Genomic DNA, 15723 nt, shown 5'->3' with positions numbered 1-15723 from the left:
TCATGGGTAAGCACGTCGTCGTGGGTTCCGGCCAGGTCGGTACGCATCTGGCCACCAAGCTCCTGGCCCAGGGGCACGAGGTCACCGTGGTGACCCGCTCGGGCAGCGGCCCCGCCGGGGTCCACAAGGTGGCGGCCGACGTCGCCGACATGGCGCGGCTGACGGAGGTCGCCAAGGGCGCCGACGTCCTCTACAACTGCGTCAACCCGCAATACCACCGCTGGCTGACCGACTGGCCGCCGATGGCCGCGTCGTTTCTCGGCGCGGCGGAGGCCACGGGCGCGGTGCTGGTCATCCTGGGCAACCTCTATCCCTACGGCCCGGTCAAGGGCCCGATGACCGAGGATCTGCCGCTCGCCTCGGCCACCCCGAAGGCTCAGGTGCGGGCGAAGATCTGGAAAGACGCGCTGGCCGCGCACAAGGTGGGCCGGATCCGGGCGACCGAGGTACGCGGCTCCGACTACTTCGGCCCCGGCGCCACCGACCAGTCGCATCTGGGCGGGCGGTTCCTGGTGCCGTTCAGGGCGGGCAAGACCATCCAGCTGGTGTTCCCCGCCGACATCCCGCACAGCTGGACCTACCTGCCCGACGTCGCCGACGCGCTGATCGTCGCGGGCACCGATGAGCGGGCCTGGGGACGACCGTGGCACGTGCCCACCAGCGACCCGCTCAGCTTCCGCCAGATCGGTGAGCGGATGGCGGCCATCGAGGGACGGCCCGCGCCCAAGCTGGCCACGCTGCCGTGGCCGCTGGTCCAGGCGATGGGTCTGTTCTCGCCGATGGTCAGGGAGCTGAAGCACGTCCGCTACCAGTTCACCGCGCCGTACGTGCTCGACTCCTCGGCCTTCCAGCGGACGTTCGATGTCGCGCCCACGCCGATCGACGAGGCGCTCGCGGCTACGCTCAAGGCGTGAAAACAGCCATGATCGGCCTGGGCGACATCGCGGAGAAGGCGTACCTGCCCGTGCTCGCCGCCCAGCCGGGCCTCGACCTGCACCTCTGCACACGCAACAGCAAGACCCTGGACCGGCTCGGCGATACCTACCGGATCGCCGCCCGGTCCACCTCGGTGGACGACGTGATCAAGAGCGGGGTCGAGGTCGCGTTCGTGCACGCCGCCACCGGGGCCCACCGCGAGATCGTCGAGCCGCTGCTCGATGCCGGGGCGCACGTCTACGTGGACAAGCCGATCGCCGACAACCTGGCCGACTGCGAAGCTCTCGTACGGCTGGCGAAGGCGAAGAAGCGCTCGCTGATGGTCGGCTTCAACCGCCGGTACGCCCCCGGCTACACCGGGCTTCTCGCCCTCCCTCGGCACCTCATTGTCCTGGCGAAGAACCGCGAAACATACCCCGACGTGCCCCGGCGGGCGATATTTGATGACTTCATTCATGTGGTCGACACGCTCCGCTTCCTCGCGCCCGGCGAGGTCACCGGGACCCGGATCAGGACCCGCGTCCAGGACGGACTGATCGAGCACATCGTGCTGGAGCTGTCCGGCGACGGCTTCACCGCCATCGGCCTCATGAACCGGGTCAGCGGGGCCACGGAGGAGACCTGCGAGGTCATGGGAGACGGCGTCAAGCGCCGGGTGGTCAACCTGGGTGATGTGATCGACTACGCGGGCGGCGAGACGCTCACCAGGCGGCCCGACTGGGTGCCGGTCGCCCGGCAGCGCGGCATCGAGCGCATCTGCCTGGAGTTCCTCACCGCGGTCCGCGACGGCCGCACGATCAGCGCGGACGACGCGCTGATCAGCCACGCCATCTGCGAGGACATCGTCGCGAACGCCTCATAACATCGTCGCGAACGCCTCATAGCCAGTCCCCGCCGTCACGAGCTCTGCCTGTGGCGCATCCAGGTGTCGGCGCCGGCCAGCAGGCGGCTGAACGGCCGGCCGCCGACCCGGGCCAGCACGGTGAACCCGCCCGCGTCACTCATCGGGCTGGAGGACGACACGACACCCGCCACCTCCTCCCCGTACACGGCCGGACCGCCGCTGCCGCCCGACGGGGCGTGGCAGTTCTGGGTCACCAGCACACCCGGCCCCTGGGCGGTGGCCTCTTTGGCGTCCCCCACGCAGTGGTACATCTGGGTGCCGGGATACCGCCGTCCCGCCGGGTAACCGAGCAGGTCGAGCCCGCGCAGCGATGTACCCCTGCGGGTGGCCAGCGTGCGCAGCCCGGGCCCGGTCGCGTCCTCCAGGGTGCCGCCGCGCCGCATCACCCCGACCAGCCCGACGTCGTACGGCAGCAGCTCGGCGGAGTACGGCCGGCCCCGCCACTGATCGGGCACCCAGGTCCGCACGGCCGGCCAGACGCCGAACGGCGGATGCCCCCGGTCGAAGCCCGGCAGGAAGGCGACCTGCCGCAGCGGCCGGCCGTCGTGGTAGAGGCAGTGCGCGGCCGTCAGCACCAGGCTGCGGCTGCGCGACCTGATCACCGTGCCCCCGCACATCACGTTCGTACCGGTCGCCGGATCACGCCCGAGCAGCACCCCGATGAGCCGTTGGACGCCGGTGTAGGGGCGGGGGACCAGTGCGTACCCCAGGCGGTCGCCGTCCGGTGTCAGCACCCTGCGCGAAGGCACCGATCGCTGGGGCACCTCCGCGAGGCCGGTCGGATCGAGCAGGGCCAGAGAGAGCACCATCCTGAGCACCCGTACACTCTAGGCAGATGATCATCAGCGCTCTGACCTGCGACATGAAGGTTTACCTAACCCTGTACTGAGCTCCAAGGGCGCGCAGTCGCGAGTGCGCCGAATCGTAGGCGGCCGGGGTGCCGAGGTAGGACTTGGGAAGTTTGGCGACCATCGTGTAGTTGGTGTCGCACACATTTCCCACCGGTGCCTGCCCGCCCTGGCTGACCAGCTGGTAGGCGTCGAGCGTGTCGAGTCCGGTCAGCGCCGACGTCCAGGTGACCAGGTCGTGCTGGCTGATGCGGTACGCGTCCTCCAGCGGCCGGGCCGATCCGGTGGACATCAGATGCAGATCATCCTCCAGCCGCGGCCAGGGCGTCGTCACTCCCTTGATCAGCTCGACCGCCACGACCGTGTTCATGGCGGCCTCGACCGCGGTGCCGCACACCTCGCCGTGGCCCTGCCGGCCGTGGCCGTCGCCGATGGAGAACAGGCCGCCCGCCACGTTGACGCCCAGGTAGACGGTTACGCCGGCGCGCAGCTCGGGGGTGTCCATGTTGCCGCCGTGCGCGTCGGGTGTGATCGTCATCCGCGACTCGTTCGCGGCGGGCGCGACGCCGACCGTGCCGTGCATCGGGTCGAGCGGCAGTTCCACGCTGTAGTCGCTGTTGCGGGCGTGGTAGACGGCGACGCCCTTGGCGGTGTCGAGGTCGTAGCGCCAGACCCGCTCCTCCAGCGGCGGCTGCAGCATGGCGGTGGTGTGCGTGCCGGTCAGCGCGCCGAAGTGCGGGAACGTGGTGGAGACCGCCCAATCCCTGGCCGGGGTGATCGAGACGAAGTGCAGCGCCAGCGTGTCGCCGGGCTCGGCGCCCGTCACGTGGAAGGGGCCGGTGACGGGGTTCAGGTAGGGGAACTCGCACACCCGCGACGGCAGGTCGTCGACCGTGCGGACCCGGCCGCCGAAGCAGTCCTCGGTGAACAGCTCCAGGATCGTGCCCGGCGTCACCTTGCCCACCGGGGCGCGCCCGCCGAAGGTGTAACCGAACTCCTCCGAAGAGGGACGATAGGAGACGACGTTCACGAGACCTCCGAGGGCAGGACGGGCTTGCGGCCCAGGACATAGAGCGCGATCGTGGCGAGCAGCCCGATGCCGAGCCAGATGAAGCCGAGCCGCTGGGCCGCGACGTTTGCGTTGATGACGACGAGGACCAGCACGGCGAAGCCGACCACCGGCACGACGAGGTGCGCCAGCCAGTCGCGGCTGCGCCGCCGCACCACGTAGTGCACCACGACGGCCACGTGCAGCAGCAGGAACGCGGTCATCGCGCCGAAGTTGACCATGGTGCTGAGCAGGTCGATGCCCTTGTCGTAAAGGCTCATGCCGACACCGAGCAGCAGCGAGACGACCGCGACCGCGAACGTGGCGTTCACCGGCACCTTGTGCTTGGGGTCGATACGGGCCAGGAACGACGGTAACTGCCGGTCCCGCGCCATCGCGAACAGCAGCCGCGAGGTGGCCGCCTGCGCGACCAGCGAGTTGGCGAAACCCCAGGCGATGGCCGTCGCGACCGCGCACAACACCCCCAGCCAGGCACCACCGGCATACGAGGCCAGGTCGTAGAAGGCATTGCCCAGCTGGGCCCCCGGGGCCAGGAGGGCGGCCCGGTCGGGCACGAGCAGGGCCGCGACCCAGGTCTGCACCACGAACAGCACCGCGGCCAGCGCCAGCGCGGCCACCATGGACCGGCCCAGCCGCCGCGCGTCCTCGCGGTTCTCCTCGGCCAGCGTCGAGATGCCGTCGAAGCCGAGGAACGACAGCACCGCCACCGAGGCCGCCCCGAACACCAGCGTCCAGGAGAAGCTCGAGGAGTCGTAGAGAGGGGTCAGCGCGCCCGTCGTGGCCTTGCCCTGCGCCAGCGCGACGCCGCCGACGACCAGGAAGATCGCCAGCACGAGCAACTCGGCCACCAGCATGATCCGGGTGATGCGCGCCGTCATCTGGATGCCGAAATAGTTCACCACGGTGTTGAGCAGCACGAAGGCGACGAGCCACAGCCACACCGGCACCGCCGGCACGAACGAGTTCATGGCCGTGCTCGCCACCAGGTAGAGCAGCGCCGGGACCAGCAGGTAGTCGAGCAGGATCGCCCACCCGGCCATGAACCCGACGGGCGGCGCGATGCCGCGGCCGGCGTAGGTATAGACCGAGCCGGCCATCGGGAAGGCCCTGGCCATCTGCGCGTACGACAGCCCGCTGAACGCCATGGCGACCAGCCCGATCAGGTAGGCGAGCGCCACCATCCCACCGGACAGGGCGAAGACGTTGCCGAAGATGCCGAACGGCGCGATCGGCACCATGAAGATCAAACCGTAGATCATCAGATCCGCGAAGCCCAGGGAACGCTGAAGCTCCTGGCGGTAGCCGAACTGCTCGACGCTGCTCATGGACGGCTCCTTGATGCAGGGGGCAATTCGCACGGTAGATCCAAAACCTCCGGCTGAACAGGCTTCGCCGCGGGCGGGCCGATCAGGGCGTGATCGCGCGGGCGAACAGGGCGGCGTGCGCCGTCATCCGCCGCCGGGCCAGCTCGCGCTGCTCCGGCGTGGCCCCGTCGTGCAGCCACAGCACGCGGGCGTGCGCTATCGGGCCCAGCAGCGAGTACGCGAGATCGTCCGGCGACCCCAGATCGTCGCGCACCCGCCCCTCGGCCAGCCAGCGCGCGAACACCTCCGCCAAGCCCGCCAGCGCCCGTTCGATGCCCAGGCCGAGCATCTCGTCGTGGATCAGCCCGTCGCGGGAGACCAGGCTGATGCTCTGCCTGGCCTGAGGCGTGTCCCAGGCGGCCAGCACGCGGTCGGCGAACGCGCGGACGAACTCCGCCGGATCGTCGACAGAGCCCTCGCCGCCCAGGGCTACCAGTGCCACCTGCGGCCCGGCCAGGGACATCGCCGCCTCGTAGATCGCCTGCTTGCCGGGGAAGTGCGCGTACAGGACGCTCTCGCTCAGTCCCACCTCGCGGGCGATCGCCCTGATCGAGGTGCCCGCGTAGCCGTGCCGCGCGAACAGCCGCAACGCGGCGTCGAGCAGGGCCGCCTTGGTGTCTCCCGCCTCGGCCTTGGGCGGGCGGCCCGGGCCGCGCCGGCCTGTCGTCGTCTCCACAAGGGCCATCCAATCACTTGCAAAATAATCGAGTGTTCTATTATTTTAGCAGCAGCCGAGAGGAGCAGAAGATGTCCAAGTCCAGAATTCCGGCACGCGAGATCGCCGAGCGGCCCGAGGGATACGGCGGGCCCAACCTGTCACCGGTCGGCCTGGAGCTGGCTCCGCACGCCTTCGCCGACGGTGCGTACGCGCTGATGGCGGGCATCCCGCCCAAGGACAACAACGGCCTCATCGCCGGCCGCGACGCCGCGCTGGTGGTCGACGCGGGCATCACGCCCGCGATCTCCCACCAGATCCAGCACCTCGCTACCGAGCTGACGGCCAAACCCGTGCGCTACCTGGTCAACACCACGTATCACGGCGATCACACGTTCGGGAACGCCGCGTTCCCGGCCGAGGTGGTCGTCGTCTCGTCGCGGCGGAACAAGAACGAGATGTCCGACCTCGCGTACGAGAAGGAGATCAGGTCCGCCAACATGTACGGCGACGGCGGGCTGCTCGACGAGGTGAGCCGGTGGCGCACCCCGGACGTGGTGTTCGACTCCTACGCCGAGATCGACCTGGGCGGGCGGCTGGTCCAGCTCCACCACTTCGGTCCGGGCAACGGCCCCGGCGACACGGTCGTGTACGTCCCCGACACCCGTACCGCGTGGACCGGCAACTTCCTCTGCCACGCGGGCACCGCGCACATGCTGCTGCAGGGCGGACCCGAGCCCTACCTGGCCTCACTGCGCCGGATGCGCGAGGCGCTGCCCGAGCTGGACACGATCGTGCCGGGTCACGGGCCGATGGGTGACGGGCACGCCGCCATCGACGCGCTCGTCGGCTACCTGGAGGTGCTCCACGACGAGGTCGCCGCGAGTGTGACGGCCGGGCGGAGTCTGGAGGAGACGTTCGGCGCCTGCTCGAACCCGTGGGCGGAGCGGCTGGACCCGGCGCTGTCGGCGGCGCTCACGGCCTACGCGGTGCCACGGGAAATGGCCCAGGCCGGGATGCTTCAGCTCTGCCGTGACCTGCACCGGCTGAACATCTTGGCCACCTACCGTCTCTATGAGGGTCTGTGACCGCCATGGTCTCGATCTCTGTGACGGTCTGTGGTGGCTGGTGTCCCCATGGGGGATACCCCCTGCGGGGGTGAGAAAGAGAACGGTCCGTTATAGCTGGGGTGAGGGAGGAGGGCCGTCGTCGCTGGTGTCCCTCTGAGGGGTTTGGTCCTGGTCGCTCCAGATGAGCAGGGCGACCCCGGCTGCCGCGACCGCGAGGTACGCGGGGGTCGGGATGTCGAACAACCTGTGCAGCAGACCCCATTCGGTGTCGAAGAAGACTCGCGCCACGAATCCGCCCAACCCCTGAATGACCGCGATCACGCCCAGAAATCCCCTCATGCCTCCACCATGGCGGGCAGGTGGAGGCACGGGCATCGAACCTAGGGATACCTCAGGGCCTACTAAAGTCTCACGGGTAGAGGCCGCGCATCTGGTGTGCCTCCGCCACCCGGCCGACGCCGATGACGTGCGCCGCCTGCCGCAGGGTGAGGTCGCGGGCGGTGGCCAGCGAACGCACCTCGGCGTAGGCGCCCTCCATCAGCTCGCGCAGCTTCAGCTCCACCTCGCCGCCGCTCCAGGAGTAGGCCTGCATGTTCTGCACCCACTCCAGGTACGACACGATCACCCCGCCCGCGTTGGCCAGGATGTCGGGCACCACGATCGTGCCGTTGGCGGCCAGGATCTCGTCCGCCTCCGGCGTCGTGGGCCCGTTGGCGCCCTCCACAATCAGGCGGGCGCGGATCCGCGGCGCGTTCTCGGCGGTGATCGCCCCTTCCAGGGCCGCGGGCACCAGCACGTCCACGTCCAGCTCGAACAGCTCGGCGTGGTCCAGGGCGTCCGCGTGGCGGTAGCCGGACACGCCGCCCGACTCGGCGGCCCAGGCGCGCAGGTCGGCGATGTCGAGCCCGCCGGGGGCGTACACCGCGCCCGTCGCGTCGGACACGGCGACCACCGTGCAGCCGGCGTCGGAGAGGTACTGCGCGGCCGGGGCGCCCACCTTGCCGAACCCCTGTACGGCCACCGTCACGCCCTCGGGCGAGCGGCCGAGCGCGCACATGGCGGCGATCTGGACGCCGCGCGAGGTCGAGCCGGTCCGGCCGAGGGAGCCGCCCAGCGTCAGCGGCTTGCCGGTGACCACGCCGGGCACCGAGTAGCCGGTGTTGACGCTGTAGGTGTCCATGATCCAGGCCATGGTCTGCTCGTCGGTGCCGACGTCAGGGGCCGGGATGTCCTTCTCCGGGCCGATCATCGGCAGGATCTCGTTGACGTAGCGGCGGGTCACGCGCTCCAGCTCGCGCTGGGTGAGCTCGGTCGGGTCCACGGCCACGCCGCCCTTGGCGCCGCCGTACGGGATGCCGACCAGCGCGCACTTCCATGTCATCCACATCGCGAGGGCGGTGACCTCATGGATGTCGGTGCTCGGGTGGAAGCGGAGGCCGCCCTTGGCGGGCCCGCGTGAGACGTTGTGCTGGACCCGGAAGCCCTGGACGACGTCCATGTGCCCGTCCTCGCGGCGCACGGGGACCGAGACGGTCAGCGAGCGGCGTGGTGTGGCGAGCATCGTACGGAGCCCGGCGTCGAGCCGGAGGTGTTCGGCGGCCTGGTCCAGCTGGTGGAGAGCCGAGTCGAGGGCCTGGCGGCCAGGTGTGATCAGGGCCGGCGTCCTTGACGGCACCATGACGGTCATGGAAGGGAGTCCTCCTGTTGTCTACGCCCCATACGTAAGGCAGGCGCCATTGCCTGCCTTGTTTGGGCGTTCGTGTCACGATCATCCTAGAGCGCGGCGTTTATCGCCGCCTACGGTTTTCGGATTGCCGTATCTAAGGCGATCTGCTGTCATCAATTACATGCGCTGAGCGGGATGCTGCAAACGCGCCACTCTGGCAGGCTTGCCCCGGCAAGTGTGCCGAACTGTCGAATCTGGGGGACTGATGCCCGCACTGGTCGTCGGGCCCATGCTGCGTTACGTCGATTCAGCCAGCGCCTCGATCTGGGTGGAGGTCGGCGAACCCGGCGTGGTCACCGTGGAGGCCGCGGGCCGGGCCTTCACCTCGTCCACGTTCACCGTCCACGGACACCACTACGCGATCGTCGATCTGCTCGGCCTGACCGAGGACGTCGACTCGTACGTGGTCAAGATAGGGGAAGAGCGGGTCTGGCCGCTGGAAGGCTGGCCACCCAGTCGGATCAGGTTGTTCCCGGCGGAGGGGCCGAGCCGGCTGGCGTTCGGCTCCTGCCGGACGAGCGTGCCCCACGACGGCACGTACGTCCTGACCCATGGCGAGGACGTGCTGCGCACCTACGGCTCGCACCTGAAGGACGCCGGCCCCGAAGAGTGGCCGGACCTGCTGCTGCTCCTCGGCGACCAGGTCTACGCCGACAACCCGTCGCCCGAGATGCTGGAGTTCATCGCCGCGCGCAGGAACAGCGAGCCGCAGAAGGAGATCGCCGACTTCGAGGAGTACGCCGAGCTCTACCGCCAGGCGTGGACCGAGCCGGAGATCCGGTGGGCGCTGTCCACCGTACCCACCGCGATGATCTTCGATGACCACGACCTGCGCGACGACTGGAACACTTCCCAGACGTGGCGCGAGCAGATGGCCGCGACCTCCTGGTGGAAGCGCCGGGTGATCGCCGGGCTCGGCGCCTACTGGGTCTACCAGCACCTCGGCAACCTGTCGCCGGCCGAACGGGCGGACGACGCGCTGCTGGCCGGCCTGCTGAAGGGCGAGGGCGGCGACGCGCTCGACGCCTTCGCCGAGCGGGCCGACGCCGACCCGAGCAGCAACCGGTGGAGCTACTCCCGCGAACTCGGCGACACCCGCCTGATCATGGTCGACACCCGGTGCGCCAGGCAGCTGACTCCGGGCGACCGGCGGATGCTCGACCCGGTCGAGTGGGCCTGGCTGCTGGAGGAGGTCGCCAAGCCGGCCGAGCGGCTGGTCATCGGCTCGTCGATCCCGTTCCTGCTGCCCGAGGGCGTCCACTTCGTCCAGAACTGGAACGAGGCGCTCTGCGACGGCAAGTGGGGCCGGTTAGTCGCGCGACTCTCGGAGCGGTTCCGGCAGGCGATCGACCTGGAGCACTGGGCGGCCTTCCGCCGCTCGTTCGAGGACCTGGCCCGGCTGCTGGTCGAGGTCGGCAAGCCGGTGCTGCTCCTGTCCGGCGACGTGCACTACTCCTACCTGGCCAAGGTCAACGGCCGGCCGATCTACCAGGTCGTCTGCTCGCCGATCCGCAACCCGCTCAGCCCGCTGCTGCGCTGGGCCAACGTGTTCAGCCAGTTCGGCCTGGCCACGCTGGTCGGCGGGTTGCTGGCGCGGCTGGCCCGCATTCCGCGCCCGCCGTTCCGCTGGGAGGTCATCGCCGGGCCGTGGTTCCAGAACGCCGTGGCCACGCTGACGCTGCCTGGCGAGCTGGACTGGTACGAATCATCCGGTGACTCGGTCAAGCGCATCGATTCTGTACGGATTCCGTGAAAACGGTTATCGTTGGCTTTTGTGTACCATGACCAGTACTCCGTCGCTGTGCCCTTCTACGACCTGTGGCACGAGGACGGACACGTCCCGGAGATACGCCGGCTCCTCCCGCCGCTGATCAGCGGCATCGGCCGGAGCATCATGGAGATCGGGGCCGGCACCGGCCTGATCACCGAGCTGATCGCGTGGGAGACGCCGGCGGAGATCTACGCCGTCGAACCGTCGCTGGGCATGCGCTCGGTCCTGGTCTCCCGCCTGGCCGAGCGCGCCGACCTGCTGTCCCGCGTGACCGTCCTGCCGTGCGGCGCGCTCGACGTGGAGGTCGACGAGCCGGTCGAGGCCATCGTGATGATCTCGGTCCTGCAGGGCTTCGACGCCGCCGAGCGGGAGCGGCTCTGGGAGGTGCTGGCCAGGCAGCTCGAACCCGGTGGGCTGCTGGTGTTCAACCACCGCGAACCGCCTCCCGCCGTTCCGGGCGAGCTCGAGCGCATGGGGTCGTACCAGGTCGGCAGGCACGCGTACGAGATCTGGGGACAGGTGCTGGAGGCGGCCGGCGAGACCGTCAGGTGGCGCTTCCTCTACCAGATCAGGCAGCGTGGGGTGCTGATCAGCGAGGACGAGGTGGTGAGCGTCAGCCATCGGCCCGGCAGGGAGCGGCTCGACGCCGAGCTCGACGCGGCCGGCTTCACGGCCCAGCGGGCCTCGGAGGGCCTCCTGGCGTGGCGGCTCAGCGGCGGCTGATCGAAATAGCGCGAAAGAAATAGCGTGAAATAGGTGGAACCGAGGTCCCGCGTGCGGTCAACAACAGGGTGACCGCATGAGAGAGGACCGGCACGTGGTGGGTGTTCAGGAGAAACCTGAAACGCTGGACGACTCGGCGCTGATCGCGCAGTCGGTGATTGATCCGGAACGTTTCGCGGTGCTGTTCGACCGGCATGCCGACGAGATCCACCGGTACGCGGCCAGGCGCCTCGGTCCCGAAGCGGCCGAGGACGTGACGGGCGAGGTGTTCCTGGTCGCCTTCCGGGTCCGGGCGCGCTATGACCGTACGTGGCCGGACGCCAGGCCCTGGCTGTACGGCATCGCCACCAAGGTCGTCGCCCAGCATCGCAGGGCGGAGCGACGGCGCATTCACGCGATGTCGAAGGTGAGCGCGGATCGGCCGGGCTCGTTCGACGACCGCAGCGCGGACCGGGTCACCGCCGAGCAGCTCCAGCCCAGGCTGGCGCGGGCGCTGACCAGGCTCAGCGCGGCCGAGCGCGACCTGTTGCTGCTGGTGGCGTGGGCGGACCTGACGTACGAGGACGCGGCGCTCGCGCTCGGCGTGCCGGTGGGCACGGTCCGGTCCAGGCTGCACCGGCTCCGCGTCAAGGTACGCAGAGCTCTCGGCGGAATCGACCCCTTCGCAGAGGAGCCCCAGCATGGATGACGAGATCCGGATGTTCGCGGACGGGAGGCCGGCCGCTTCGCCGTACCCGCAGGAGGCCCGCGCGAAGGCGCGTGAACGGTTGCTGCGCGAGGCCCGCGAGGGGCGCGGGTTTCGTCTGCCGAAGCTGGGCTGGCAGGCCGCGGCCGCGTTCGGGGTGACGGTCGCTCTTGTCGGGGGCGTGGCCGTGGCTCTGTCGGCGCAGCAGCCGAAGCTGGGGGTGGCCACGTCGGCCGCCACCCAGTCGGCGGCTGTGTCGGATGGTGAGCTGCAGCCCAGGCCGGGGCAGTTCATCGTGGTCGCGTCCGACACGATGTACAGCTCGTTCTCGCAGGCCAACGGCAAGATGACCCGCTTTCTCTACCGGACGCACCGCGAGATCTGGCAGTCGGCCGATGCCAGCGCGGACGGCGTGCTGCTCATCGCGGGACTGTCGCCCAAGCCGTGGCCGGGCGAGCCGCTGCCCGAGGAGGCACAGAAGTGGAAGGGGGAGAGTTGGATGCAACTCGCCTCCTGCCCGGACCGGCTCGCGAACTTCCGGGTCGACTACGCCTACCTCAGCACGCTGCCGAACGACCCGGCGGCGATGCGGGCCTTCCTCTACAAGCGGCAGGCCGCGCAGTCCGGCGGCAAGGAGGCCGGCAAGGGGGAAGCCGACCGGGAGGCGTTCGTCGTGGCGGGCGACCTGGTCAGGGAGACGTACATGCCCAGAGCGCAGCGTGACGCGCTGTTCGAGGCGGCCAAGGAGATCCCGGGGGTGCAGGTGGCCGAGGGGGTCGAGGACTCCGCCGGGCGCAAGGGGGTGGCCCTGGGCAGGGAGTCGCAGGGGATCCTGGAGCAGCTGATCTTCGATCGGGACACGCACATGCTGCTGGGGGAACGGCACACGGTCGTGGACGCCAAGGCGGCCGGCGCGCCGGTGGGCAGCGTGCTCGCCCTGACGGCCCAGCTGAAGGTGAGTGTCGGGGACCGGCTGCCGGAGCAAGCGGGTAAGGCGCGGAAGGACTCCTCCTGCACGCCTCAACCCGGCGCGACGGCGGATTCCACCGGACAGCCGACCGCCCCGCCCTCTGTCGAGGTGACCGCCACGGTCACCCTTGCGCCTCCTGCCGAGACAACCGTCCCGCCCACCGCTGAGCCGACCGACTCGGCCAACGCTGAGCCGACCGCCACCGTTGAGCCGACGGCTCCTGTCCCTACGAAGACCGGCTGAACCAGTACGGCCCGCGCCCCGGAGTAGATGCGCGGGCCGTACCTGTTTCCAGATGTGGTCTCTAGCTCTGACCGAAGGAGGCCAGGGCGTCGGCGAGCTGGTCGACCGCCCAGACCAGGTCCTCCTCCGAGATCACGATCGGCGGCGCCAGCCGGATCGTGGAGCCGTGCGTGTCCTTGGCCAGCACTCCGCGCGCCATCAGCGCCTTGGAGAGCTCGCGCCCGCCGGCCAGCGACGGGTCGATGTCGACGCCCGCCCACAGCCCGCGCCCGCGTACCGTCACCACGCCGTGGCCGATCAGCTCGCGCAGCCGCGCGTGCAGCACCTCGCCGAGCTCGCTCGCCCTGGCCTGGAACTCGCCGGTGTTGAGGATCTCGATCACCGCGTTGCCGACCGCGCAGGCCAGCGGGTTGCCGCCGAAGGTGGAGCCGTGCTGGCCCGGCTTGATCACGCCGAGGATGTCCGCGTTGGCGGCGATCGCCGAGACCGGTACGACGCCGCCGCCGAGGGCCTTGCCCAGGACGTACATGTCGGGCACGACGCCCTCGTGGTCACAGGCGAACGTCTTGCCGGTGCGGCCGAGACCCGACTGGATCTCGTCGGCGATCATCAGGATCCCCTCGGCGGCGCACAGCTCCCGCACCTGCGTGAGGTAGCCGTCCGGCGGCACCAGCACTCCGGCCTCGCCCTGGATGGGCTCCAGCAGCACCGCCACCGTGTCGGTGTCGATCGCCTCCCTGATCGCCTCGACCGAGCCGTACTTCACGATCCGGAATCCCGGGGTGTAGGGCCCGAAATTGTCGCGGGCGTCGGGGTCGGTGGAGAAGCTGACGATCGTGGTCGTGCGGCCGTGGAAGTTGTCCTCCATCACGATGATGTTGGCCTGCTCCGGCCGGACGCCCTTGACCTCGTAGCCCCACTTGCGGGCGACCTTGACGGCGGTCTCGACGGCTTCGGCGCCGGTGTTCATCGGCAGGATCATGTCCTTGCCGGTGAGGTCGCCGAGCCCGGCACAGAACGTGGCGAACTGGTCGTGATAGAACGCTCGGCTGGTCAGCGTCAGGTTCTTCAGCTGCTCCTGAGCCGCCTGGATGATCTTCGGGTTGCCGTGCCCGAAGTTGAGTGAGGAGTAGCCGGACAGGCAGTCCAGGTAGCGCTTGCCCTCGACGTCGGTCACCCACGCGCCGTGTGCCTCGTGGATGACCACGGGCAGCGGGTGGTAGTTGTGCGCGCTACGGCGCTCGCTTACCTCGATCAGCTCTTGGGTGGTGCTCATCTCAGTTCTCCCCCCGGATCTCCAGCGTGCAGCACTTGGGGCCGCCGCCTGCCTTGCGCAGCTCTGACAGGTCGACGGGGATCGGCTCGTAGCCGCGCCGCTTGAGCTCCAACTGGAGGTCGCCCGCCTCGGCGTTGATCACCACGTGGGTGCCGTCGCTGACCGCGTTCAGCCCGAGGACCTCGGCGTCGGTGTCGGTCGCGAGCACCGCGTCCGGGAACAGCCGGGCCAGCACCGCGCGGCTGCCCTCGGAGAAGGCGGCGGGGTAGTAGGCGACGTTGCGGCCGTCGATCGGGAACAGCGCCGTGTCGAGGTGGTAGAAACGCGGGTCCACCAGCGTCAGCGAGATCACCGGCCGGCCGGTGAACTCCTGCGCCTCCTGGTGCGCCGCCAGGTTCGTACGGAAGCCGGTGCCGGCCAGGATGACGTCGTCGAGCGTGAGGAAGTCGCCCTCGCCCTCGTTGACGTGCACCGGCTCCTTGACCGGGAAGCCGTTCTCGGCGAACCAGCGCAGGTAGGCCGGACCCTCGGCGGCCCGCTCCGGGAAGGCGAACCTGGCGCCGTAGACGCGCCCGCCGACGACCAGGGCGCCGTTCGCGGCGAACACCATGTCGGGCAGCCCCTCGACGGGATCGATGAGGCTGACCTGGTGCCCGAGGCTCTCGTAAGCCGATTTGAGGCCCTCCCACTGCCGGATCGCGAGATCGCGGTCGGTGTCGGCCTCGGGATGCATCCACGGGTTGATCGCGTACTCGACCGTGAAGTATTCCGGGCGGCACATGAGGAAGTGCTTGGGCATGCAGGTCTCCGTCGGGGTCGTCGGGAAATGTCCCCGGAGGGGACGAAGACAGCCTAGAAATTTATGTTTGCGCAGGCCAAGGGATTGACATTGCGTGTACGCGCGGGTCTGTTGCGCGTCTCAACCACCGACCTGCGTTCTATTGCGCTCATCCGGTGCGGCACCCCCGAATGGGTCCGAATCCGGCAGGGCACCTCCGGTGGGCGGCACCTCGGGGATGGCTCCCGGCGGCAGGTCGACGAGCCGCGACAGCACGATCGAGCTCTTGGTCCGCACCACGAACGCCTCGGCGGCCAGCCGCTCGATCACCCGCTCGACGTGCCGCACGTCCGTGGCCCGGATGTGCACCAGCGCGTCGGCCTCCCCGGTGATCGTGGCCGCCGCGACGACCTCCGGGCACTTGGCCACGGCCAGCGCGATGTCGGACGGCTTGGTCTTGCCCTGGCAGAACAGCTCGACGTACGCCTCGGTGGTCCAGCCGAGCGCCTGCGGCGCCACCCTGGCGCTGAACCCGGTGATCGCCCCGGCGTCGCGCAGCCGGTCGACCCGGCGCTTCACGGCCGACGCGCTCAGGGCGACCCGCTGCCCGATCTCCGCATAGGTCTGGCGGGCGTCGTCGACGAGCGCCGCGATGATGTCACGATCCAGCCGGTCCAGTTCCACGCGCCCTGTATACAGCCTGTC

At 69.7% G+C, this 15723-nt stretch carries 15 protein-coding genes and 1 pseudogene; 7 read left to right on the top strand and 9 right to left on the bottom strand.

The features are described from left to right. Positions 1–2: 2 nt before the first annotated feature. Together ACQP2T_RS45195 and ACQP2T_RS45190 are read left to right on the top strand one after the other, a co-directional pair. Positions 3–914, top strand: coding sequence for an NAD-dependent epimerase/dehydratase family protein (locus ACQP2T_RS45195; protein WP_433511008.1), 912 nt, complete (start codon positions 3–5; stop codon positions 912–914). Beyond that, on the top strand, positions 911–1798 hold the full coding sequence (locus tag ACQP2T_RS45190) for a Gfo/Idh/MocA family protein (RefSeq protein WP_433511007.1): 888 nt from the start codon (positions 911–913) through the stop codon (positions 1796–1798). Before ACQP2T_RS45195 ends, ACQP2T_RS45190 begins: the two co-directional genes overlap by 4 nt. A gap of 35 nt (positions 1799–1833) precedes the next feature. On the opposite strand, the gene ACQP2T_RS45185 is transcribed toward ACQP2T_RS45190, so the two are convergent. From ACQP2T_RS45185 to ACQP2T_RS45170, 4 genes are all read right to left on the bottom strand, one after another. Next, a complete protein-coding gene (locus ACQP2T_RS45185) occupies positions 1834–2658 on the bottom strand; it encodes a trypsin-like serine peptidase (RefSeq protein WP_433511006.1) in 825 nt (274 codons plus the stop codon). A 52-nt stretch (positions 2659–2710) separates the two neighbouring features. Continuing rightward, positions 2711–3718: an acetamidase/formamidase family protein gene (locus ACQP2T_RS45180; protein ID WP_433511005.1), complete on the bottom strand. Its 1008-nt coding sequence runs from the start codon at positions 3716–3718 to the stop codon at positions 2711–2713. Continuing rightward, complete coding sequence (locus ACQP2T_RS45175) at positions 3715–5082, bottom strand: APC family permease (RefSeq protein WP_433511004.1); 1368 nt, start codon at positions 5080–5082, stop codon at positions 3715–3717. Before ACQP2T_RS45175 ends, ACQP2T_RS45180 begins: the two co-directional genes overlap by 4 nt. A gap of 82 nt (positions 5083–5164) precedes the next feature. Continuing rightward, positions 5165–5797 carry a TetR/AcrR family transcriptional regulator gene (locus ACQP2T_RS45170; protein WP_433511003.1) on the bottom strand — a complete coding sequence of 211 codons (633 nt, stop codon included), beginning with the start codon at positions 5795–5797 and terminating at the stop codon, positions 5165–5167. A 71-nt stretch (positions 5798–5868) separates the two neighbouring features. Here ACQP2T_RS45170 and ACQP2T_RS45165 point away from each other — a divergent pair, with 71 nt between their 5' ends. Next, complete coding sequence (locus ACQP2T_RS45165; RefSeq protein WP_433511002.1) at positions 5869–6864, top strand: MBL fold metallo-hydrolase; 996 nt, start codon at positions 5869–5871, stop codon at positions 6862–6864. A 90-nt stretch (positions 6865–6954) separates the two neighbouring features. Here ACQP2T_RS45165 and ACQP2T_RS45160 read toward each other — a convergent pair whose 3' ends face one another. Both ACQP2T_RS45160 and ACQP2T_RS45155 read right to left on the bottom strand, forming a co-directional pair. Further along, entirely contained in the window at positions 6955–7185 is a 231-nt protein-coding gene (locus ACQP2T_RS45160) for a hypothetical protein (protein ID WP_433511001.1), read from the bottom strand. A gap of 70 nt (positions 7186–7255) precedes the next feature. After that, positions 7256–8533, bottom strand: a complete 1278-nt coding sequence (locus tag ACQP2T_RS45155; protein WP_433511000.1) for a Glu/Leu/Phe/Val family dehydrogenase — start codon at positions 8531–8533, stop codon at positions 7256–7258. A 244-nt stretch (positions 8534–8777) separates the two neighbouring features. Between ACQP2T_RS45155 and ACQP2T_RS45150 the strand changes: the two genes are divergently transcribed. The 4 genes from ACQP2T_RS45150 (at position 8778) to ACQP2T_RS45135 (ending at position 12964) form a co-directional block, all read left to right on the top strand. Next, positions 8778–10325 carry an alkaline phosphatase D family protein gene (locus tag ACQP2T_RS45150; RefSeq protein ID WP_433510999.1) on the top strand — a complete coding sequence of 516 codons (1548 nt, stop codon included), beginning with the start codon at positions 8778–8780 and terminating at the stop codon, positions 10323–10325. Positions 10326–10346: 21 nt separating this feature from the next. Continuing rightward, positions 10347–11066 carry a class I SAM-dependent methyltransferase gene (locus ACQP2T_RS45145; protein WP_433510998.1) on the top strand — a complete coding sequence of 240 codons (720 nt, stop codon included), beginning with the start codon at positions 10347–10349 and terminating at the stop codon, positions 11064–11066. A 76-nt stretch (positions 11067–11142) separates the two neighbouring features. Then, on the top strand, positions 11143–11754 hold the full coding sequence (locus ACQP2T_RS45140; protein WP_433510997.1) for an RNA polymerase sigma factor: 612 nt from the start codon (positions 11143–11145) through the stop codon (positions 11752–11754). Next, on the top strand, positions 11747–12964 hold the full coding sequence (locus ACQP2T_RS45135) for a CU044_5270 family protein (RefSeq protein ID WP_433510996.1): 1218 nt from the start codon (positions 11747–11749) through the stop codon (positions 12962–12964). Before ACQP2T_RS45140 ends, ACQP2T_RS45135 begins: the two co-directional genes overlap by 8 nt. A 61-nt stretch (positions 12965–13025) precedes the next feature. Here ACQP2T_RS45135 and rocD read toward each other — a convergent pair whose 3' ends face one another. From rocD to ACQP2T_RS45120, 3 genes and pseudogenes are all read right to left on the bottom strand, one after another. Beyond that, on the bottom strand, positions 13026–14240 hold the full coding sequence (gene rocD, locus ACQP2T_RS45130; protein ID WP_433510995.1) for an ornithine--oxo-acid transaminase: 1215 nt from the start codon (positions 14238–14240) through the stop codon (positions 13026–13028). Position 14241: 1 nt separating this feature from the next. After that, positions 14242–15039 carry a dimethylargininase gene (gene ddaH / locus ACQP2T_RS45125; protein WP_225290805.1) on the bottom strand — a complete coding sequence of 266 codons (798 nt, stop codon included), beginning with the start codon at positions 15037–15039 and terminating at the stop codon, positions 14242–14244. A 228-nt stretch (positions 15040–15267) separates the two neighbouring features. Next, positions 15268–15702: pseudogene (locus tag ACQP2T_RS45120) on the bottom strand (Lrp/AsnC family transcriptional regulator); the annotation flags it as partial. Positions 15703–15723 lie beyond the last annotated feature (21 nt).

The sequence above is a fragment of the Nonomuraea sp. CA-143628 genome (assembly GCF_050942315.1).
Taxonomy (GTDB): domain Bacteria; phylum Actinomycetota; class Actinomycetes; order Streptosporangiales; family Streptosporangiaceae; genus Nonomuraea.
This window is presented reverse-complemented; position numbering and strand designations above follow the sequence as displayed.